This window comes from Pseudomonas sp. N-137 (genome assembly GCF_034555295.1).
GTDB classification, from domain to species: Bacteria; Pseudomonadota; Gammaproteobacteria; order Pseudomonadales; family Pseudomonadaceae; genus Aquipseudomonas; species Aquipseudomonas rhizophila.
In genome coordinates this window covers 56110-77773 of the sequence record NZ_JAXUDQ010000019.1, presented here as the reverse complement: position 1 = coordinate 77773, position 21664 = coordinate 56110, and the positions used below count along the sequence as shown (strand labels likewise).

Annotated in this window: 21 protein-coding genes; 14 read left to right on the top strand and 7 right to left on the bottom strand. The window is 60.7% G+C overall.

Going from position 1 to position 21664, the window contains the following annotated elements; all coding sequences use genetic code 11:
* The first annotated feature begins 156 nt into the window (after nt 1-156).
* From T3A99_RS16715 to T3A99_RS16685, 7 genes are all read left to right on the top strand, one after another.
* A complete protein-coding gene (locus T3A99_RS16715; protein WP_047228633.1) occupies nt 157-726 on the top strand; it encodes an antibiotic biosynthesis monooxygenase in 570 nt (189 codons plus the stop codon).
* Nucleotides 727-860: 134 nt separating this feature from the next.
* On the top strand, nt 861-1571 hold the full coding sequence (gene folM / locus T3A99_RS16710) for a dihydromonapterin reductase (protein ID WP_076383574.1): 711 nt from the start codon (nt 861-863) through the stop codon (nt 1569-1571).
* 20 nt (nt 1572-1591) lie between these two features.
* On the top strand, nt 1592-2149 hold the full coding sequence (gene folE, locus T3A99_RS16705) for a GTP cyclohydrolase I FolE (protein WP_047228635.1): 558 nt from the start codon (nt 1592-1594) through the stop codon (nt 2147-2149).
* Nucleotides 2150-2530, top strand: a complete 381-nt coding sequence (gene folX, locus T3A99_RS16700; protein WP_047228636.1) for a dihydroneopterin triphosphate 2'-epimerase — start codon at nt 2150-2152, stop codon at nt 2528-2530.
* Nucleotides 2531-2627: 97 nt separating this feature from the next.
* Nucleotides 2628-2924: a DUF1244 domain-containing protein gene (locus T3A99_RS16695; protein WP_076383573.1), complete on the top strand. Its 297-nt coding sequence runs from the start codon at nt 2628-2630 to the stop codon at nt 2922-2924.
* Nucleotides 2917-3255 (top strand): HopJ type III effector protein, encoded by a 339-nt coding sequence (locus tag T3A99_RS16690; protein ID WP_322834582.1) that lies wholly within the window; start codon nt 2917-2919, stop codon nt 3253-3255. The genes T3A99_RS16695 and T3A99_RS16690 overlap by 8 nt, the downstream gene beginning before the upstream one ends.
* Nucleotides 3256-3559: 304 nt before the next feature.
* Nucleotides 3560-4810: an aspartate aminotransferase family protein gene (locus T3A99_RS16685; protein WP_322834581.1), complete on the top strand. Its 1251-nt coding sequence runs from the start codon at nt 3560-3562 to the stop codon at nt 4808-4810.
* 187 nt (nt 4811-4997) lie between these two features.
* Here T3A99_RS16685 and trxB read toward each other — a convergent pair whose 3' ends face one another.
* Entirely contained in the window at nt 4998-5960 is a 963-nt protein-coding gene (gene trxB, locus T3A99_RS16680) for a thioredoxin-disulfide reductase (protein ID WP_047228640.1), read from the bottom strand.
* Nucleotides 5961-6260: 300 nt separating this feature from the next.
* Here trxB and cysZ point away from each other — a divergent pair, with 300 nt between their 5' ends.
* Complete coding sequence (cysZ, locus tag T3A99_RS16675) at nt 6261-7016, top strand: sulfate transporter CysZ (RefSeq protein WP_047228641.1); 756 nt, start codon at nt 6261-6263, stop codon at nt 7014-7016.
* A gap of 39 nt (nt 7017-7055) precedes the next feature.
* Nucleotides 7056-8255, top strand: coding sequence for a glycosyltransferase family 4 protein (locus T3A99_RS16670; protein WP_047228642.1), 1200 nt, complete (start codon nt 7056-7058; stop codon nt 8253-8255).
* Nucleotides 8256-8384: 129 nt separating this feature from the next.
* Here T3A99_RS16670 and T3A99_RS16665 read toward each other — a convergent pair whose 3' ends face one another.
* From T3A99_RS16665 to T3A99_RS16655, 3 genes are all read right to left on the bottom strand, one after another.
* Nucleotides 8385-9488: an NADH:flavin oxidoreductase gene (locus tag T3A99_RS16665; protein WP_047228643.1), complete on the bottom strand. Its 1104-nt coding sequence runs from the start codon at nt 9486-9488 to the stop codon at nt 8385-8387.
* A gap of 159 nt (nt 9489-9647) precedes the next feature.
* A complete protein-coding gene (locus T3A99_RS16660; RefSeq protein WP_047228644.1) occupies nt 9648-10130 on the bottom strand; it encodes a glutathione peroxidase in 483 nt (160 codons plus the stop codon).
* A 113-nt stretch (nt 10131-10243) separates the two neighbouring features.
* Nucleotides 10244-10729: an FKBP-type peptidyl-prolyl cis-trans isomerase gene (locus tag T3A99_RS16655; RefSeq protein ID WP_047228645.1), complete on the bottom strand. Its 486-nt coding sequence runs from the start codon at nt 10727-10729 to the stop codon at nt 10244-10246.
* On the opposite strand from T3A99_RS16655, the gene T3A99_RS16650 reads away from it, so the two are divergent.
* Genes T3A99_RS16650 through T3A99_RS16640 form a run of 3 tightly spaced genes read left to right on the top strand, consistent with a single transcriptional unit; the run spans nt 10698 to nt 14103 of the window.
* Entirely contained in the window at nt 10698-11036 is a 339-nt protein-coding gene (locus tag T3A99_RS16650) for a DUF3565 domain-containing protein (protein WP_076383569.1), read from the top strand. The two genes, T3A99_RS16655 and T3A99_RS16650, sit on opposite strands and share 32 nt — an antisense overlap.
* Before the next feature lie 58 nt (nt 11037-11094).
* Nucleotides 11095-13194, top strand: a complete 2100-nt coding sequence (gene pta, locus T3A99_RS16645) for a phosphate acetyltransferase (RefSeq protein WP_047228647.1) — start codon at nt 11095-11097, stop codon at nt 13192-13194.
* On the top strand, nt 13195-14103 hold the full coding sequence (locus T3A99_RS16640; RefSeq protein ID WP_322834580.1) for an acyltransferase: 909 nt from the start codon (nt 13195-13197) through the stop codon (nt 14101-14103). It abuts the gene before it with no gap.
* A 180-nt stretch (nt 14104-14283) separates the two neighbouring features.
* On the opposite strand, the gene cysN is transcribed toward T3A99_RS16640, so the two are convergent.
* The 3 genes from cysN to T3A99_RS16625 form a co-directional block, all read right to left on the bottom strand.
* Entirely contained in the window at nt 14284-16182 is a 1899-nt protein-coding gene (gene cysN, locus T3A99_RS16635; RefSeq protein WP_160893404.1) for a sulfate adenylyltransferase subunit CysN, read from the bottom strand.
* A gap of 9 nt (nt 16183-16191) precedes the next feature.
* On the bottom strand, nt 16192-17109 hold the full coding sequence (cysD, locus tag T3A99_RS16630) for a sulfate adenylyltransferase subunit CysD (RefSeq protein WP_003178041.1): 918 nt from the start codon (nt 17107-17109) through the stop codon (nt 16192-16194).
* A gap of 253 nt (nt 17110-17362) precedes the next feature.
* Entirely contained in the window at nt 17363-18121 is a 759-nt protein-coding gene (locus T3A99_RS16625) for a Nif3-like dinuclear metal center hexameric protein (protein WP_047228650.1), read from the bottom strand.
* A gap of 104 nt (nt 18122-18225) precedes the next feature.
* On the opposite strand from T3A99_RS16625, the gene algW reads away from it, so the two are divergent.
* Both algW and T3A99_RS16615 read left to right on the top strand, forming a co-directional pair.
* Nucleotides 18226-19386, top strand: coding sequence for a Do family serine endopeptidase AlgW (algW, locus tag T3A99_RS16620; RefSeq protein WP_047228651.1), 1161 nt, complete (start codon nt 18226-18228; stop codon nt 19384-19386).
* 170 nt (nt 19387-19556) lie between these two features.
* A complete protein-coding gene (locus tag T3A99_RS16615) occupies nt 19557-21662 on the top strand; it encodes a TonB-dependent siderophore receptor (protein WP_173406565.1) in 2106 nt (701 codons plus the stop codon).
* The last annotated feature ends 2 nt before the right edge of the window (nt 21663-21664 follow it).

Below are 21664 nucleotides of genomic sequence, written 5' to 3'. Positions count from 1 at the left end.
CAAGAACAAACACCACTGATGCGCGATTTTGTTGCTTTTCACTCAAGAAGGAATAAACCTTGCGTGCTTTTTGGCGAACGGACGCGCCCCACCACCCTGGGGCGTTCCCGCGAATCTCCTACCCGGAGTACCGCACCTGTTTTACGGAGATACATAATGTCTACCTCACCCGTCACCTTGATGGTGGCCCGTCGTGTCGCCAATGGGCGCTATCAGGACCTGATCGTCTGGTTGCGCGAAGGCGAACAATTGGCCACCGACTTTCCCGGCTACCTGGGTTCCGGTGTACTCGCGCCACCGCCTCAGAGCGATGAATTCCAGATTATTTTCCGCTTTGCCGACGAGCAGACCCTGCATGCCTGGGAGCACTCGGCCTCGCGCACGGCGTGGCTGGCGCGAGGCAGCGAGCTGTTTGCCCACCCTTCGGAACACAGGGTGCGCGGTATCGACGGTTGGTTTGGCGCCGGCGATCAACGGCCACCGCGCTGGAAACAGGCCGTGGCCATCTGGCTCGCGTTCTTTCCGGTGTCGCTGCTGTTCAACTTTCTGCTGGGGCCATTGCTCAGTGAGCTGGGAATGATGAGCCGCGTGCTGATCAGCACACTCATTCTGACGCCATTGATGGTCTACCTGTTTATTCCGATGTCGACTCACCTGCTGGCGGGTTGGTTGAACGGTGCAGCGCCCAAAGCACTGCCAGCCAAGCCGGCTACGCAGAATCAGTGATGCCGGGCCGCTCTCGTCGGCCGCAGCGTTCGCGTTCAACAAGGGTCACTGTGGGAGCGGGCTTGCTCCCACAGAGTCGTCGCCACCTTGCGTCGCTGTTATAGTTTTGCGATTGCCGTGAACCGAGCCTTCCTATGCCCAGCGCCACCGCTCCGATCCTGATCACTGGCGCAGCCCAGCGCGTCGGTTTGCACTGCGCCCGTCGATTGCTCGAAGACGGTCATCCGGTAATCGCCACTTTCCGCACCGAGCGCCCGGGCGTGCAGGCGTTGCGGGATCTGGGGGCGATCGTGCTGTTCGCTGACTTTTCCAATGAAACCGGGATTTCGGCCTTCATTGATCAGCTCAAGCAGCACACCGACCGATTGCGCGCCATCGTCCACAACGCCTCGGCGTGGCTGACCGAGACGCCCGGCCACGAAGCCGCTGCGTTCAACGCCATGTTCGCCGTGCACATGCTCGCCCCCTACCTGATCAACCTGCAGTGTGCCGAGCTGCTGCAACGCTCAACCCCGGCGGATATCGTGCATATCAGCGATGACGTCACGCGCAAGGGCAGCAGCCGGCATATCGCCTATTGCGCCACCAAGGCCGGGCTCGAAAGCCTGACCCTGTCGTTCGCGGCGAAATACGCGCCACACATCAAGGTCAACGCAATTGCCCCGGCCCTGCTACTGTTCAATCCCGAAGACGACGCGGCCTACCGTGCCAAGGCCCTGGCCAAGTCCGCACTGGGCATCGAGCCCGGCAGCGAAGTGATCTATCAGAGCCTGCGTTATCTGCTGGACAACCCCTACGTCACCGGCACGACCCTGACCGTCAACGGCGGCCGGCACGTCAAATAGCCTTGCTTCGAGGATGCACCATGGCGCTATCGCCCCAGAACTATCGCGAGATCCTCATCGGCCTGGGTGAAGACCCGGAACGCGAAGGCCTGCTGGATACTCCGGTGCGCGCGGCCAAGGCCATGCAGTACCTTTGTCACGGCTATGAACAAAGCGTCGAACAGATCGTCAACGGCGCCCTGTTCGCCTCCGACAGCGATGAAATGGTGATCGTCGCCGACATCGAACTCTATTCCCTGTGCGAACATCATCTGCTGCCCTTCATTGGCAAGGCTCATGTGGCTTATATTCCTACGGGCAAGGTCCTGGGGCTGTCGAAGATCGCCCGGCTGGTGGACATGTTCGCCCGCCGCCTGCAAATCCAGGAAAACCTCACCCGGCAAATTGCCGACGCGGTGCAGCAGGTCACCCAGGCCGCCGGCGTTGCGGTGGTGATCGAAGCCCAGCACATGTGCATGATGATGCGCGGTGTCGAAAAACAGAACTCGACCATGAACACCTCGGTGATGCTCGGCGTCTTTCGCGAATCCAGCACCACCCGCCAGGAGTTCCTGCAATTGATTCGACGGAGCAAGTAAATGCCACAACTTCAACCCGCCATGGCGCGCATCAAGGTCAAGGACTTGCGCTTGCGCACGTTCATTGGCATCAACGAGGACGAAATCCTCAACAAACAGGATGTGTTGATCAACCTGACCATCCTCTACGCGGCCCAGGATGCGGTGCGCGACAACGACATCGACCACGCTCTGAACTACCGCACCATCACCAAGGCGATCATCGCCCACGTGGAAGGCAACCGTTTCGCCCTGCTCGAACGCCTGACCCAGGAACTGCTCGATCTGGTCATGGCCAACGAATCGGTGCTGTATGCCGAAGTCGAAGTCGACAAGCCCCACGCCTTGCGATTTGCCGAGTCGGTATCGATTACGCTCGCCGCCAGCCGGGCTACTTCGTAGCCGCTAAAAGCTACAAGCTGTAAGCTTCAAGCCTGATGACCGCAAACCCACTTGCAGCTTGAAGCTTGCCACTTGAAGCTGTCTCGCAGAGACCACCATGAACGACCAACAACGCCTCGAACTTGAAGCCGCCGCTTTCCGTCGGCTGGTTGCCCACCTGGACAGCCGCAAGGATGTGCAGAATATCGACCTGATGAACCTCGCCGGCTTCTGCCGTAACTGCCTGTCCAAGTGGTACAAGGCAGCTGCCGATGAACGCCAGATCGAGGTCAGCCTCGATGACGCCCGCGAAGTGGTTTACGGCATGCCCTACGCCGAGTGGAAAGCCCAATACCAGCAAGAAGCCAGCGCCGAACAGCAAGCGGCGTTCGCCAAAGGAAAACCCGATGCCTGACCTGAACACCCTGCGCGCCAGCCTCAAGAGCGGCGAACACATTTTTGCCGACACCCTGGCCTTTATCGCCGCCGGCTACGACTACCAGCCTCAGCCTTTTAAAAACGGTGACGTCGACAACGCCGCCGGGCAGAACGAAGGTTCCTGCAAGACCCTGGGCCTGGCCCTGCTCGAAGGCTTGAGCGCTGAAGAAGCGCTGCTGGCGTTCGGCGAACATTACCGGTCGGTACTGGCCACGCCTGAGGGCAGCGACCACGGCAATATCCGGGCGCTGATGGCCCATGGCTTGGCGGGTGTGAAGTTCGAGACTCAGCCGTTGCGGCGGCGCTGACCCAACGCGCCTCCCCTCTGTGCCGAGGTCCGCTTTTCTGTGGCGAGGGAGCTTGCTCCCGCTGGGCTGCGAAGTAGCCCCCAGACGGCCCCGGCATGTGAACTGATGCACCAGGCGTGCTGATTTGGGACTGCTGCGCAGTCCAGCGGGAGCAAGCTCCCTCGCCACAGAAACAGTTCTCGCCAGACTCACTGATCTCACATCCCGACTTTTAAGATTGACCCGGCAACTTTATTTCGTTTGCCGGCCACCTCTGCTCGCGGCTTAGATAAAGGGAATCTTTCCTTCCTCCGAGCCGTCATCCATGAGCAGTGAAACCATCAGCCAATCGATTTCCACCGTGCACCCTGTCAGCCTCAGCCACGGCAAAAATGCCGAGGTCTGGGACACCGACGGCAAACGCTACATCGATTTCGTGGGCGGCATCGGCGTGTTGAACCTTGGCCACTGCCATCCCCGTGTCGTCGAAGCCATCCGCGAACAGGCAACCCGGCTGACGCACTACGCCTTCAACGCCGCCCCGCACGCACCCTACATCGAATTGATGGAGCGTCTGGCAGCATTTATCCCGGTGGATTACCCGGTCAGCGGCATGCTCACCAACAGCGGCGCCGAAGCCGCGGAAAACGCCTTGAAGATCGTGCGCGGCGCCACGGGGCGCACGGCCGTCATCGCCTTTGATGGCGGCTTCCACGGCAGAACCCTGGCCACTCTCAATCTCAACGGCAAGGTCGCGCCCTACAAACAGAAAGTCGGCGTACTGCCCGGACCGGTCTATCACCTGCCCTACCCCAGCAAGGACAACGGCGTCACCTGCGAAGAAGCGTTGAAGGCCATGGAGCGGTTGTTCAGCGTCGAGATCGACGTAAATGACGTGGCGTGTTTCATCGTCGAACCGGTGCAGGGCGAAGCCGGTTTCCTGCCGATGGATATTGCCTTCGCCCAGGCCCTGCGGCAGTTCTGCGACGAGAAAGGTATCGTGCTGATCATCGATGAAATCCAGTCCGGCTTCGGTCGCACCGGCCAGCGCTTTGCGTTCTCGCGACTGGGCATCGAGCCGGACCTGATCCTGCTGGGTAAAAGCATTGCCGGCGGCGTCCCCCTGGGCGCCGTAGTGGGGCGCAAGGCACTGCTGGACAATCTGCCCAAAGGTGGCTTGGGCGGCACTTACTCAGGCAATCCCATCGCCTGCGCCGCCGCATTGGCAACCCTGGAGGAAATGACCGACGCAAACCTGCAAGCCTGGGGCACGCAACAGGAAGAGGCGATAGTCAGCCGCTACGCGTCATGGCGCAGTCGCGGGCTGTCCCCTTACCTGGGCCGCCTGACTGGCGTCGGGGCAATGCGCGGCATCGAACTGGCCCATGCCGACGGCAGCCCGGCCTCGGCACAATTGACACAATTGCTGGCCTTGGCGCGGGAGTCTGGTTTGTTGCTGATGCCCAGCGGTAAATCGCGGCACATCATTCGGCTGCTGGCGCCGTTGACGACCGAGGCGGCGGTGTTGGAGGAAGGGTTGGATATTCTGGAGGCTTGCCTGGCGAAGTTGGCCTGAAATGCGCTGTTTCTGACCACACAAAAAACCTGTGGGAGCGAGCTTGCTCGCGATGACGGTGTATCAATCACCATCAATGTCGACTGACCTGACGCCATCGCGAGCAAGCTCGCTCCCACAGGGGGTCGCCGGCAGATATCCAGGCATAAAAAAACCGGCCGAAGCCGGTTTTTTCATGCGCGACGGATCAGAACGAAGCGTTCTGCAGACCATCCAGGTAACGCTCGGTGTCCAGGGCTGCCATGCAACCGGCACCCGCCGAGGTAATCGCCTGACGGTAGACGTGGTCTGCCACGTCGCCGGCCGCGAAGATACCTTCGACGCTGGTGGCGGTGGCGTTGCCGTCGCGGCCGCCCTTGACCACCAGGTAGCCGTCCTTGAGTTCCAGTTGGCCTTCGAACAACGAGGTGTTCGGGGTGTGGCCGATGGCGATGAATACGCCGTCGACTTTGATCTCGTCAAAGCTGCCGTCGTTGTTCTTCAGACGGGCACCGGTTACGCCCATGTTGTCGCCCAGCACTTCATCCAGGGTGGCGTTGAGCTTGAGGATGATCTTGCCTTCAGCCACACGGGCATTGAGCTTGTCGATCAGGATCTTCTCGGCGCGGAAGGTTTCGCGACGGTGGATCAGGGTGACCGTGCTGGCGATGTTGGCCAGGTACAGGGCTTCCTCGACGGCGGTGTTACCGCCACCCACCACAGCCACTGGCTTGTTGCGGTAGAAGAAGCCGTCGCAAGTGGCGCAGGCGGAAACGCCTTTGCCCATGAAGGCTTCTTCCGATGGCAGGCCCAGGTAACGAGCGCTGGCACCGGTTGCAATGATCAGGGCATCACAGGTGTAGGTCGCGCTGTCACCGGTCAGGGTGTACGGCTTGGCGGCGAAGTCCACGGCATTGATGTGGTCGAAAACAATCTCGGTCTCGAAGCGCTCGGCGTGCTCTTTCATACGCTCCATCAACACCGGGCCGGTCAGACCGTGGACGTCGCCCGGCCAGTTGTCGACTTCGGTGGTGGTGGTCAATTGACCGCCGGCTTGCATGCCGGTAATCAGCAACGGCTTGAGGTTGGCACGGGCGGCATACACCGCAGCGCTGTAACCGGCAGGGCCGGAACCGAGAATAATCACTCGCGAATGACGCACTTCAGACATGACCTGCTCCTGTTGACCGGACCTTGCGGGCCGGAACGCCGGGTGAGCGGCGCGAATAAAAGGGACTGTTGACGCACTTGGGGAAGGCTTGGGTTCGACAGTCCTGAAAAGAATGGGTGCAGCGTATCGAGGGAGCGAAGATTAAGGAAATACGGTTTAACAATCCAGCTCATAGGTGAGCTCTATCCAGATCCGTCAGTTCAATAAACTCGGCAAACGTTGTTACACGCCATGTCGATGCTTTCCCGAGCCCGGCAAAGCCGGTATGGTCGGCGCGTTCATCTTCGCTCGGAGCCTCTTATGCCCGCCCCCGTCCTGTCCGGCCCGCAATATTTGCGAGAAGGACTCAAACTGGTCTTAAGCCCGGGTCTGCGCTTGTTTGTGCTGTTGCCATTGGTGATCAACCTGGTGCTGTTCGTCGGATTGATCTACCTGGCCGGCCATCAGTTCAGCCTATGGGTCGACACGCTGATGCCGTCGTTACCGGATTGGCTGAGCTTTCTCAACTATGTCCTGTGGCCGCTGTTCGTGGTGCTTGTGGTGCTGATGGTGTTTTTCACCTTCACCATGCTCGCCAATGTCATCGCCGCGCCGTTCAACGGTTTTCTCGCCGAGAAAGTCGAAGTGGTGATCCGTGGCACCGACGACTTCCCGGCCTTCAGCTGGGGCGAGTTGATCGCCATGATCCCTCGCACCTTGGCCCGGGAGGCACGCAAGCTCGGCTACTTCCTGCCCCGCGCCCTGGGCCTGCTGGTGCTGTCCTTCATTCCGGTGATCAATATCGTCGCCGCGCCGTTATGGCTGCTGTTCGGGGTGTGGATGATGGCGATCCAGTACATCGACTACCCGGCGGACAACCACAAGCTGGGCTGGAACGAAATGCTCGCCTGGCTGCGGGAAAAACGCTGGCAGAGCCTGGGTTTTGGCGGCAGCGTGTACCTGGTGCTGCTGATCCCGGTGGTCAACATCCTGATGATGCCGGCAGCGGTAGCCGGCGCGACCTTGTTCTGGGTGCGCGAGCAAGGCGCCGAGACCGCGCTGGCCCGCCAAGGCTGACCTGTCACAAATCCATCATTCAAGCGTCACAATGGCGAAATGGCCCCGGTCGACACTGGGGTCATGAGCACACACCTGCATATCACCCTCATCACCGAAACCTTCCCGCCGGAAATCAATGGCGTGGCCAATACCCTGGGCCGCCTGTGCGACGGCTTGCGCGCTCGCGGGCATCAGGTGGAATTGATACGGCCCCGTCAGGCTGGCGACCAACGCCAGGCCAGCGACGAGCAGTTGTTGCTGTGCCGAGGCTGGCCGCTACCGGGGTATCCGGGCTTGCAGTGGGGCCAGGCTTCGATGCACAAGCTGCTGCGGCGCTGGAAACGTCATCGCCCGGACGTGCTGTATATCGCCACGGAAGGGCCGCTGGGTTTATCGGCATTGCGGGCGGCCCGGCGCCTGGGCATCTCGGTGGTCAGTGGCTTCCACACCAATTTCCAGCAATACACCCAGCAGTATGGCCTCGGGTTGTTGAGTCGTGTCCTCACCCATTACCTGCGCTGGTTCCACAACAGCTCCAGCCTGACCCTGGTGCCGAGCCTCAGCCAGCGCATAGAGCTGGAACGCCGGCATTTCGAGCGCGTGGCGCTGTTGTCCCGCGGTGTGGACAGCCAACTGTTCCATCCGATCAAACGCTCGACAACCCTGCGTGAGGCCTGGGGCTTGGGCGATGACGATATTGCGCTGATCCACGTCGGGCGTCTGGCGTCGGAGAAGAACCTGGGTCTGCTCAAACGCAGTTTCAACACACTGTGCAGCGCTTTCCCGGAGCGGCGGCTGAAACTGGTGGTAGTAGGCGACGGTCCACAACGGGCCGCGCTGCAACAGGAACTGCCCGACGCGATCTTTTGTGGGGCCCAGCGTGGCGAATCGCTGGCCTGCCACTATGCGTCCGGGGATGTATTCGTCTTTCCGAGCCTGACCGAAACCTTCGGCAATGTCGTGCTGGAGGCGCTGGCGTCCGGGTTGGGTGTGGTGGCCTATGATCAGGCCGCGGCGGCGCAACACATCCGTCACGGTCACAACGGCGTGCTGGCCATGCCGGGGGATGAAGAGGCGTTCTGCGACGCGGCCCGGTGGCTGCTGGAGGAGCGTGAAACCTTGCGTTGTGTGCGGCTCAATGCGCGCCAGCATGCCAGTCGCCAGGGCTGGCCATCGGTGATCGAGCAGTTCGAGACGCAGTTGCGCGGGGTTTGTGTCGGTGAACAGGTGATGCCAGCTGCGCCGACGGTGCGCTGATTTTTTCAGTGATGCTGGGGCCGCCATCGCGAGCAGGCTCGCTCCCACAGGGTGTTGTGTTGATCACACGTTCGGTGAACAACCCAAATCCGGTGTGGGAGCGAGCCTGCTCGCGATGGCAGGCGCCGCTTAAACCAGTGTCATCAAAGCCTCACGGCTGAACGGCAAGATCTCCTGCTCCCGGCCTTCACGCACTTTTTGCGCCCAATCCGGGTCTACCAGCAGGGCTCGCCCCACCGCCACCAGGTCGAACTCATCATTGTTCAGGCGCTCCAGCAGTTTCTCCAGGCTGGCCGGCTGCGCGACTTTGTCGGTGTTGACCATAAACTGCAGGAACTCGCCATCCAGGCCAACGCTGCCGACGGTGATGGTTGGCTTGCCGGTCAGCTTGCGGGTCCAGCCCGCCAGATTCAGCTCGGAGCCTTCGAATTCAGGCTCCCAGAAGCGACGTGTCGAGCAATGGAAAATATCCACACCGGCCTCTGCCAAAGGCTTGAGGAACTCGCCCAAGGCCTCTGGCGTTTGCACCAGACGCGCGGTGTAGTCCTGCTGCTTCCATTGGGAGAAACGGAAGATGATCGGGAACCCTTCACCTACCGCAGCACGCACGGCGCGGATCAGTTCGATGGCGAAGCGCGATCGGTTGGCCAGACTTCCACCATAACCGTCGGTGCGCTGGTTGCTGCCCTCCCAGAAGAACTGGTCCACCAGGTAACCATGGGCGCCGTGGATCTCCACGCCGTCCATGCCGATGCTCTGGGCGTCTTTCGCCGCCTGGGCGAACGCTGCGATGACTTCGTCGATATCCGCCTGGGTCATGCCGTGAACCACGACCTGGCCGTCCTTGAGTTTTTCCGAAGGACCATAGCCCGGCACGCTCGCGTCCGGCTCGGTCCCCAAGCGCCGCACGTTACCTACGTGCCAGAGCTGCGGAACGATCTTGCCGCCTTCGGCATGCACGGCATCAACCACTTGTTTCCAGCCGGCCAGCGCGGCCTCGCCGTAAAAATGCGGCACGTTCGGATAACCGTTGGAGGCCTTGTGCCCGACGGTCGTGCCTTCGGTAATGATCAGACCGACGCCGGCCGCCGCGCGACGGCGGTAATATTCCACGACCTTGGCGTTCGGCACGCCGCCTGGGGAAAAGGAGCGAGTCATCGGCGCCATCACGACCCGGGTCGGCAGCTCCAGCGCACCGAGATGGAAGGGTTTGAACAAGGCTTTTACAGGCATGGGACACTCCACGGAAACAGGGTCGCAGGTCGAATATGACAGCGATAATATGGACCGTGGAAAGCAATGGGTAGCACTATTGATTTGAATGATTGTGGATCAAAAGGAAGCCGAGAGGAGTGTGCCCGCACACAACAGGGTGATGGTTGCTCCGGAGGTTCAGCTCAAGGCTTTTTCGATAGCCTGGATCACGGCCGGATCATCCGGCGCCGTGCGCGGTGAGAAACGCGCCAGCACCCGACCGTCCTTGCCCAGCAGGAACTTCTCGAAGTTCCAGGTGATGTCCCCCGGAAACTCGGCCCCCTCGCCTGCCAGCAGACGGTACAACTGATGACGGTCGTGCCCGTTCACTTCCAGTTTGCTGGACAACGGGAACGTCACACCATAATTGAGGCTGCAGAAATCCTGGATTTCCTGTTCCGTCCCCGGCTCTTGTCCGGCGAACTGGTTGCAAGGCAGGCCCAGCACACAGAACCCCTTGGCCTTGTATTGCTGATAGAGGTTTTCCAACGCAGCGTACTGAGGTGTCAGGCCACATTTGGAGGCGACATTGACCACCAGCACGACTTGCCCCTTGAACGGCGCCAGATCAAGTTCCTGACCATCCAGGGCTTTAAGTTTAAGGTCGTGGAAAGCACTCATGACGAACTCCAGGTTTGCGGATCTTTTCGAACAGCCATGGACGATGCTAACAGCAACAGACTAAAAAGGCGCCGTAAGGCGCCTTTCCAGTTCACTTGAGCGTAGCGCACAAATCAGTGGTGATGACCACCTTCGCCATGGACGTGACCATGGGCGATTTCTTCCTGGCTGGCATCACGAATGTCGACGATCTTGACCTGGAAGTTCAAGCGCTGACCGGCCAACGGGTGGTTGCCGTCAACGGTGACGTCATCGCCTTCCAGGTCGCGGATGGTGACGATCTGCATCTGGCCATCGGGGGCCGAAGCGTGGAACTGCATGCCTACTTCCAGCTCATCCACGCCCTCGAACATGCTGCGGCTCAGGGTGCTGACCAGCTCGGCGGAGTATTCGCCATAAGCATCTTCCGGCTCAACGGTAACGTTCAGCTCGTCACCGGAAGTTTTACCTTCCAGGGCTTTTTCCAGACCCTGGATGATGTTGCCTGCGCCATGCAGGTAGACCAGCGGAGCGCCGCCGGCAGAGCTGTCGATGACCTCACCAGCGTCGTTGGTCAGGGTATAGTCGATGGAGACAGCCTTATTGGCGGCGATCAGCATGGGGCGAGACCTTTTGCATAAGAATGAAGAACGGACAAGTCTAAACAAGGATTTGCCCGAAAGCGAACGGAACCCGGACAAACGGGCTTGTTCGAACAGACCGACGGTCACCGGTTTTCATCAGGATGAGGACGGGCACTGGGTGGCCGAGCTGTCCTGTGGCCACACCCAGCATCTGCGCCACCTGCCGCCGTGGCAGTCCCGGGCCTGGGTGCTGGACCCGGCGCAACGTATTGAAAAAATAGGCCAGTCCTTTGACTGCGGCTGGTGCGCACAGGCCCCGGTTAGCGATAACCTTGGCGCCTGAATTGACGGTAGACGGCAGTTATAGCCTCGCCTTTGCCATGCACCTTTAGAGAATCCGCATGCAAACTTTTTTTATCGCGCCCACCGATTTTGGTGTGGGTCTGACCTCCATCAGCCTCGGGCTGGTGCGCACACTCGAACGGGCCGGGCTGAAAGTCGGTTTTTTCAAACCTATCGCCCAGCCCCATCCCGGCGATACCGGACCGGAACGCTCCACCGAACTGGTGGCCCGCACCCACGGCCTCAAGCCGCCGCAGCCGCTGGGCCTGGCGCACGTCGAACGCATGCTCGGCGACGGCCAGCTCGATGAGTTGCTGGAAGAAATCATCACCCTCTACCAGCAGGCTGCCATCGGCAAGGACGTGCTGGTCGTCGAGGGCATGGTCCCGACCCGCAACGCCAGCTATGCCGCGCGGGTCAACCTGCACCTGGCCAAGAGCCTGGACGCCGAGGTCATCCTGGTGTCGGCGCCGGAGAACGAAGTGCTGACCGAGCTTTCCGGTCGCGTCGAGCTGCAGGCGCAGTTGTTCGGCGGGCCCAAAGACCCGAAAGTCCTCGGCGTGATCCTGAACAAAGTCCATACCGAGGAAAGCATGGAGGCCTTCTCCGCGCGGCTCAAGGAGCACTCGCCGCTGTTGCGCAGCGGCGATTTCCGCCTGCTGGGTTGCATCCCGTTCCGCCCCGAACTCAACGCCCCACGCACCCGTGACGTGGCCGACCTGATGGGCGCGCAGGTGCTCAATGCCGGCGATTACGAAACCCGGCGCATGAGCAACATCATTATTTGCGCCCGCACCATGCGCAACACCGTGGAGCTGCTCAAGCCCGGCGTGCTGGTGGTGACCCCGGGTGATCGCGACGACATCATCCTGGCCGTGAGTCTGGCAGCGCTCAACGGCGTACCGTTGGCCGGCCTGCTGCTGACCAGCGACACCCTGCCCGACCCGCGCATCATGGACCTTTGTCGAGGCGCCTTACAGGCGGGGCTTCCGGTGCTGTCGGTCAGTACCGGGTCTTACGACACCGCCAACCTGCTCAATGGCTTGAACAAGGAAATTCCGATCGACGACCGCGAACGTGCGGAGATCATCACCGATTTTGTCGCCAGCCACCTGGATGCCAAATGGCTGCATCAGCGTTGCGGTACGCCACGGGAAATGCGCTTGTCGCCGGCCGTGTTCCGCTACCAATTGATCCAGCGCGCCCAGGCCGCCGACAAACGCATTGTGCTGCCTGAGGGCAGTGAACCGCTGACAGTCCAAGCCGCCGCCATTTGCCAGGCCCGAGGCATCGCTCGCTGCGTGCTACTGGCCAAACCGGCGGACGTCGAGGCAGTGGCTCGAGCCCAGGGCATCGAACTGCCGCCGGGGCTGGAGATCCTCGACCCGGATTCGATTCGTGAGCGTTACGTCGAACCGATGGTGCGGCTGCGCAAGAGCAAAAGCCTGAACGCGCCGATGGCCGAACAGCAACTGGAAGACACCGTGGTGATCGGCACCATGATGCTGGCGCTCGATGAAGTCGACGGGCTGGTATCCGGTGTTATCCACTCCACCGCCAACACCATCCGCCCGGCCTTGCAACTGATCAAGACCGCCCCGGGATGTTCGCTGGTGTCTTCGGTGTTTTTCATGCTGTTCCCCGAAGAAGTGCTGGTCTATGGCGACTGCGTGATGAACCCGCATCCCAGCGCCGCGGAGCTGGCGGAGATTGCCCTGCAAAGCGCCGACTCGGCTGCCGCGTTCGGCATCACGCCACGGGTGGCAATGCTCAGCTATTCCAGCGGCGAGTCGGCCAGCGGTGAAGAGGTGGAGAAAGTCCGCGAAGCCACCCTGCTGGCCCACGAGGCGCAACACGGCTTGCTGATCGACGGGCCGCTGCAATACGACGCCGCCGCCAACGAAACCGTGGCCCGACAACTGGCGCCCAATAGCCAGGTGGCCGGCCGGGCGACGGTGTTCATCTTCCCGGACCTGAACACCGGCAACACCACCCACAAGGCCGTGCAACGCAGCGCCGATTGCGTCAGCCTCGGGCCCATGCTGCAAGGCCTGCGCAAACCCGTAAACGACTTGCCCCGCGGCGCTCAGGTCGACGACATCGTGTACACCATCGCCCTGACCGCGATCCAGGCCGCCAACCGACCCATGGATATTTAAATGCTGGATTTCCTGCCTGCTCCTGTGCGCGGCGTCATTGCCTCGCTGCTGTTGGCGTTGAACACCATCGCCTGCTGCACCCCGCTGTTCATCGTGGCAATCTTCAAGCTGTTGCTGCCCTTCCCCGCCGCCCAGCGTTTCACCGACTGGCTGATGGGCCACATTCATGAAGTCTGGATCAGCAACAACAAGGCCTGGATGAACCTGCTGCGCCGCACCCGCTGGCACCTCAGCGGCCTGGAAGGCCTGGACTACCAGCACTCGTACCTGATCACCAGCAACCACCAGAGTTGGGTCGATATCATGGTGTTGCAGTACGTGCTGAACCGGCGCATTCGCCCATTGAAGTTCTTTCTCAAGCAGGAACTGATCTGGGTACCGGTGATCGGCCTGGCCTGGTGGGCCCTGGGGTTCCCGTTCATGAAGCGCTACTCCAAGGCTTACCTGGAGAAGTACCCGGAAAAGAAAGGCAAGGACCTGGAAACCACCCGCAAGACCTGCGCGAAATTTCGCAACAACCCCGTGGGCATCTTCAACTTCGTCGAAGGCACACGCTTCACCGAAGGCAAGCATGCCCAGCAACAGTCACCCTTTCGCTACCTGCTCAAACCCAAGGCCGGTGGGATTGCGTTTGTGCTCGATGCCATGGGCGAACAGCTGGAGTCGATCATCAACGTGACCATCCACTATCCCGGCGGCCGACCGGGGTACTGGGATTTGCTCTGCGGAAAAGTTGACGAAGTGGTGGTGCATTTCCAGGAACTGAAGATTCCGCCGCAGTTCATCGGCAGGAACTACGACCAGGACGGCGCCTATCGCCTGGAGTTCCAGGGCTGGATCAATCAGTTGTGGCAGGACAAGGATGCGTTGCTGGAACAGATGCATCGGGAGTATCCCTGCAAGTCTTGAGGCGCCTGTACTGGCCTCATCGCGAGCAAGCTCGCTCCCACAGGGTATGTGTGAACACCACGAATCTACTGTGGGAGCGAGCTTGCTCGCGATGACGTCCCTCCAGACAACAAAAAAGCCCGCAGATGATCACTCATCCGCGGGCTTTTACTTGCCGCTTGAAGCTTGTAACTGCTTCCCTTAGATCGCCCCACGCTTGCGCAGCAGATCCAGCACTTGCTTGACGCTCTCTTCCAACGACAGCGACTGGGTGTCGATCACCAGATCGGCGTCCAGCGGCACGTCATACGGGAAGGACTCACCGGGGATGTTGTCGCCGGCAGCAGCGTACAAACCTTGCGGATCACGCTGGGCGCAGACGATTGGCGAGGCCTGGACATAGACCGTCAGCAGACGTTCCTTGCCGATCAGGTCTTTGGCCTGCTCGCGCCCTTCTGCATTCGGCGCGACGAACGCGGCGAGGGTCAGCAGCCCGGCTTCGTTGAACTGACGGGCAACGTGGGCCGCACGACGCCAGTTCTCGGTACGTCCGGCACGGTCCTGTGGCAAGCCCTTGTTCAAGTCATGACGCAGGTTCTGGCCATCGAGCACGAAGACCGCACGACCCATGTCGAACAGCTTGCGTTCCACCGCATAGGCCAGCGTGCTTTTGCCAGCACCCGACAGGCCGCTGAACAGCACCGTGGCCGGTTGCTGGCCGAAGCGTTGGGCGCGCTCTTCCACCGACACATGAGCCAGTTTGCCGTGGTGCGTGCTGGTGCCGTGAGCCAGCGGCTGGGCGACGATCATGCCGGCGCCGACAGTGCCATTGGTCAGGCGATCGATGACGATGAACGCGCCGGTGGTGCGGTTGCTCTCGTAACCGTCCAGGGCGATCGGCGCATCCAGGGCGATCTTCACCTTGCCGATTTCGTTGAGCTGCAACGCGCTGGCCGGTCCCTCTTCCAAGGTGTTCACGTCGACCTTGTTGACGATGCTGGCAATCGAGCCCGGCACATAACTGGTGGCGCGCTTGATGTCGTATTTCTTGCCCGGCAGCATCGGCTCTTCGGCCATCCACACCAACATCGCTTCGAAGCTGTCGGTGACCGGCGGCACGCTGTCGGCATGCACCAGCAGGTCGCCACGGGAGATGTCGATCTCATCTTCCATGGTCAGCGTCACTGCCTGGCCAGGGCCGGCGTGTTCCAGCTCGCCTTCGAAAGTGACGATGGACTTCACGCGGCTGCTCTTGCCCGAAGGCAGCACCACCACTTCGTCGCCCTTGTGCACGATGCCGCTGGCCAGGGTGCCGGCGAAACCGCGGAAGTTCAGGTTCGGACGGTTGACGTACTGCACCGGGAAACGTAGGTCGGTGAAGTTGCGGTCACCCGCCACTTCCACGGTCTCGAGGATTTCCATCAGCGACTGGCCGGTGTACCACGGCGAGCGCTCGGACTTGTTCACCACGTTGTCGCCCTTGAGGGCCGACATCGGCACGAAGTGCATGCTGGTGGGCTTCATCTTCAAGCCTTCGGCGAACTTCAGATAATCGGCCTTGATCGACTCGAACACGCCCTGGTCGAAGTCCTTGAGGTCCATCTTGTTGATGGCCACGACGATGTGCTTGATGCCCAGCAACGAGGCGATAAAGCTGTGGCGACGGGTCTGGGTCTGCACGCCGTAGCGGGCATCCACCAGAATGATCGCCAGGTCACAGGTGGAAGCACCGGTGGCCATGTTGCGGGTGTACTGCTCATGGCCCGGGGTGTCGGCGATGATGAATTTGCGCTTGGCCGTGGAGAAATAGCGGTACGCGACATCGATGGTGATGCCTTGCTCGCGCTCGGCCTGCAAGCCATCGACCAGCAACGCCAGGTCGATGTCGTCACCGGTGGTGCCGACTTTCTTCGAATCGCGGGTAATGGCTTCCAGATGATCTTCGTAGATCATCTTGGAGTCGTGCAGCAGGCGCCCGATCAGGGTGCTCTTGCCGTCGTCGACGTTACCGCAGGTCAAAAAACGCAGCAGCTCTTTGCGCTCGTGCTGGCCCAGGTAAGCGAGGATGTCCTCGCTGATCAAATCAGATTGGTGCGACATGACAACCCCTTAGAAATAACCCTGACGTTTCTTATCTTCCATCGAGCCTGCGCCATCGTGGTCGATGACCCGGCCCTGGCGCTCGGAAGTTCGCGTCAGGAGCATTTCCTGAATGATGTCCGTCAGGCTTTCGGCCTCGGACTCCACCGCGCCCGTCAACGGGTAGCAGCCAAGGGTACGGAACCGCACTTTCTTTTTGACGATACGGGCTTTGTCTTCATCGGACAGGTGCTCGAGGATGCGCTCGTCGTCGATCATGATCAGCGTGCCGTTCTTCTCGATCACTTCGCGCTCGGCGGCGAAGTACAGCGGCACGATCGGGATACCTTCGAGGTAGATGTACTGCCAGATGTCCAGCTCGGTCCAGTTCGACAGCGGGAATACGCGGATCGACTCGCCCTTGTTGACCTTGCCGTTGTAGACGTTCCACAGCTCCGGGCGCTGGTTCTTCGGATCCCAGCGATGCTTGCTGTCGCGGAACGAGTACACGCGCTCCTTGGCGCGGGACTTCTCTTCATCGCGGCGGGCACCACCAAAAGCGGCGTCGAAACCATACTTGTCCAAAGCCTGTTTCAGGCCTTCGGTCTTCATGATGTCGGTGTGCTTGGCGCTGCCGTGAGTAAACGGGTTGATGCCTTGCGCCACGCCGTCCGGGTTCACGTGAGTGATCAGGTCCAGGCCCAGCTCTTCAACCATGCGGTCGCGGAACTTGTACATTTCCTGGAATTTCCAGCGGGTGTCGACATGCATCACCGGAAACGGCAGCTTGCCGGGGAAAAACGCCTTGCGTGCCAGGTGCAGCATCACGGCGGAGTCTTTACCGATGGAGTACAGCATCACCGGGTTATCGAACTCGGCGGCCACCTCGCGGATGATGTGGATGCTTTCCGCCTCCAGCTGTTTCAGATGCGTCAGTTTGTCGACCATGGCTACTCACGAAAACTTTCTTATGAACGGCCAGCGGGCCGTGTTCGAGCGGGGAATCCTAGCACAGCGACCTCTTCTAATCAGGGCGCCAACTAGATCGAAACAGCATATGGATATGCCTGCCGGTTCGGGCGTTGCAACAGCCTTTTGTGGGAGCGAGCTTGCTCGCGATAGCAGTGTATCAGTCGGCATTGAAGTTGACTGACCCTCCGCTATCGCGAGCAAGCTCGCTCCCACAGGGGATTACACGTGATCAAATGGGATTCGGGCAATCTATGAAGATATGCTCCAAAGCAAAGCGCCGCGCCAGGTAATCGCCCAATGCCTGCACACCATAGCGCTCGGTCGCATGGTGCCCGGCGGCGATGAAGCTGATGCCGTTTTCCCGGGCGCTGTGAAAGGTCTGCTCGGACGCCTCGCCACTGAGAAACAGATCAACCCCGGCCAACACGGCCTGATCGATGTAGCCCTGGCCTCCGCCCGTGCACCAGCCGACCCGGCGGATCATCTGCTCGCCTTCGATCAACAAAGGTTCGCGGCCCATGACTTCCTGCACTTTACGGGCGAAGTCCCTGGGCGTCATCGGTTCGGACAAGGAGCCCACCAGGCCGACGACCTTGGGATTGTCCGGGTCCAGCGGCCCTTCGACGGTAATGTCCAACTGGCGAGCCAATTGCACGTTATTGCCCACCTCGGCATGCAGATCCAGCGGCAAGTGGTAGGCCAGCAGACTGATATCGTGCTTGAGCAAGGTTTTGAGGCGACGTTGCTTCATGCCGGTGACGCACGGATTTTCGCCTTTCCAGAAATACCCGTGATGCACCAGCACCAGATCAGCGTCAGCCTCCACTGCAGCATCGAGCAATGCCTGGCTGGCGGTGACACCGCTGACAATGCGCGTCACCTGAGGGGCGCCTTCGACCTGCAAACCGTTGGGGCAGTAATCGGCAATCCTGGCGGCGGCCAGGTAACGATCCGCTTCTTCTACCAGGGTGTTCAGGGCTACGGCCATGAAAAGACTCCTAAATATCCCGTTCAGAGGCGCGCGCGGCCTCGTATAATGCGCGACATTATGGGCGGTCTCACACCGCCTGCAACCTTTGTAGGACGTGCTTAATGCTCAAGGCGCTGCGTTTTTCCGGCTGGCCTCTGTTGGCCGGCGTGCTTGTCGCTCTACTGATTATCCAGCGTTATCCGGAGTGGGTCGGCCTACCGAGCCTCGACGTCAACCTGCAGCAGGCGCCACAGACCAAGGCACTGCAACAAGGGCCGGTGTCCTACGCCGATGCCGTGACGATCGCGGCACCGGCCGTGGTCAACCTGTACACCACCAAGGTCGTCAACAAATCCAGCCATCCCCTGTTCGAAGACCCGCAGTTCCGGCGCTTCTTCGGCGACAACTCACCCAAGCAGAAACGCATGGAGTCGAGCCTGGGTTCGGGCGTGATCATGAGCCCTGAAGGTTATATCCTGACCAACAACCACGTCACCAGCGGCGCCGACCAGATTGTGGTGGCGCTCAAGGATGGTCGCGAAACCCTGGCCCGGGTGATCGGCAGCGACCCGGAAACCGACCTTGCGGTGCTGAAGATCGACCTGAAGAACCTGCCGGCCATCACCATTGGGCGTTCGGACAGCATCCGCATCGGCGATGTCACCCTGGCCATCGGCAACCCCTTCGGCGTCGGCCAGACCGTGACCATGGGCATCATCAGCGCCACTGGGCGCAATCAGTTGGGCCTGAACAATTACGAAGACTTCATCCAGACCGATGCCGCGATCAACCCCGGGAACTCCGGCGGCGCGCTGGTGGATGCCAACGGCAATCTGACCGGGATCAACACGGCGATCTTCTCCAAGTCCGGCGGCAGCCAGGGCATCGGTTTTGCGATTCCGGTGAAGCTGGCCATGGAAGTGATGAAGTCCATCATCGAACACGGCCAGGTGATTCGCGGCTGGCTGGGTATTGAAGTGCAGCCGCTGTCCCAGGAGCTGGCGGAGTCCTTCGGTCTGTCCGGGCGTCCCGGGATCGTGGTAGCAGGCATTTTCCGCGATGGCCCGGCCCAGAAGGCCGGCCTGCAACTGGGCGACGTGATCCTGAGCATCGACGGCGAACCCGCCGGTGACGGCCGTCGCTCGATGAACCAGGTGGCGCGGATCAAACCCACCGACAAGGTCGCCATCCAGGTGATGCGCAACGGCAAGGAGCTCAAGCTCACCGCAGAAATCGGTTTGCGCCCACCGCCGGCACCGGTGGTGGTGAAGGAAGAAGAGTAACTGCGCGATAGCAACGGCCTTGCTGGCCAAGAGTCCCTTGTGGTGAGGGAGCTTGCTCCCTCGCCACAAAAAACCGTGTTCGCCGCGGTTATTTTAGTCGGCCAGGAATAGCATAAATTCTCATTAGTAGTGTTATATTGTTTCAATACTAAAAATTGGAACAAGATAACATGTCATCTCTAAAACGGATTTCCCTCGCCAGCCTGGCCTTGGGTCTGCTGGGTGACCCGGTGATCGCCGAGGAAATCCAGCCGATGGAACTGGACGCCATCAACGTCTCTGCCGACTACGAATCCCCTACCGGGCCGGTGACGGGCTATCGCGCCACTCGCTCCGCCAGCGCCACCAAAACCGACACCGCCCTGCGGGACATCCCGCAATCGATCAGTGTGATCCCCGCCAGCGTCCTCAATGATCTGGGCAGCACCAACGTCGAACGGGCCCTGGAATATGCCGGCGGCGTGTCAAAGCAAAACAACTTCGGCGGCCTGACACTCTACGAATACAGCGTGCGTGGCTTTACCACTTCGGAGTTCTACAAGGACGGCTTCAGCGCCAACCGCGGTTATCCGAGTACGCCGGATGCGGCCAACATTGAACGCATCGAGGTGCTTAAAGGACCGGCGGCCAGCCTGTACGGGCGCGGCGACCCCGGCGGTACGGTGAACATCGTCACCAAGAAGCCCCAGCCCGAAGCCTTCACCACCCTGCAAACCAGCGCCGGCAGTTGGGATCGCTACCGCACCGCGCTGGACGTCAACACACCACTGGACGCTGAGGGCAATCTGCTGTCGCGGGTCAACTTGGCGATCGAGGACAATCACAGCTTTCGCGATCACGTCCAGAGCAAGCGCGTCTTCGTCGCCCCCTCCCTCAGTTGGCAACTGAGCCCCGATACGCGCCTGCTGGTGGAAAGTGAAATCGTGCGTCACAGCTCAACGTTCGATCGCGGCATCGTGGCGCCGAACAACCGTTGGAGCGGTGTTTCCCGCTCGACCTTTTTGGGCGAACCCAACGACGGCGACATCGACAACCACAACAACATGCTCCAGGCGGCCCTCGAACATCAGCTCAACGACGCCTGGCAACTGCGCCTGGCCAGCCATTACAAACAGGGCGAACTCTGGGGATTCGCCTCCGAAGCGCGGCCGCTGAACGCCGACGGTCGTACGGTGAACCGCCGCTACCGCGAGCGCGACAACAATTGGCACGACAGCATTACCCAACTTGAATTACGCGGGCTGTTTGACCTCGGGCCCTGGCAGCACGAATTGCTGATCGGCACCGAATACGAGGACTATCGCAAGAACGAGCGCGTGACCACGATCAACGGTGGCACTTACCCCATCGACATCTATCAACCGGTCTATGGCCAGCCGAAACCTGATGGTCAACGTACCGGCACCGATTTTTTCGAGCGTGTGAAAAGCCGTGCGCTGAATCTTCAGGACCAGATCGTCTTCACCGACAAACTGCGGGGCATGCTCGGCGTGCGTTATGAGCATTTCGAGCAGAGCATTGACGACCACACCACGCAGCTCACCAGCCGCCAGCGTCATGACACCTTCACGCAACGGGCCGGCCTGCTGTACCAACTGACACCCGAGGTCGGACTGTTCGCCAACGCCTCCACCTCGTTCAAGCCCAACAATGGCCTGGATGCCGGGGGCAATACCTTCGATCCGGAGGAAGGCGTTGGCTATGAAGTGGGGATCAAGAGCGAGCTGTTCGATGATCGCCTGAGCACCACCCTGGCGGCGTTCCATATCGAAAAGGAAAACGTCCTGGCGCGGGACCCGGCCACAGACTCCAACCGCGCCATGGGCAAGGCCCGCAGCCAGGGACTCGATCTGCAGGTCACCGGGCAGGTAACTGACGCCATCCGGGTGATCGGCGCCTTCGCCTACATCGATGCCGAAGTGACCAAGGGTGACGAAACCATTCCCACTGGCAGCCGGATTCTTGGCGTCGCCAAGCACAGCGGCAGCCTGCTCGGCGTCTACGAATTCCAGGACGGCCACCTGCGCGGCTCCGACGTGGGTGCGGCATTCACATACGTCGGAGATCGCTCCGGCGAAGCCGGCAAGGACTTCGAACTGCCGGCCTACCACACCGTGGATCTGCTGGCCCATTACAAAGCCAGCGACAACGTCACCGTGGGCCTGAACCTGAACAACGTCTTCGACGAAAAATACTACGAGCGCTCGTACAGCAACTACTGGGTCAACCCCGGCGAGCCACGCAACTTTACCGTCAGCCTCACCCTTGATCTGTAAAA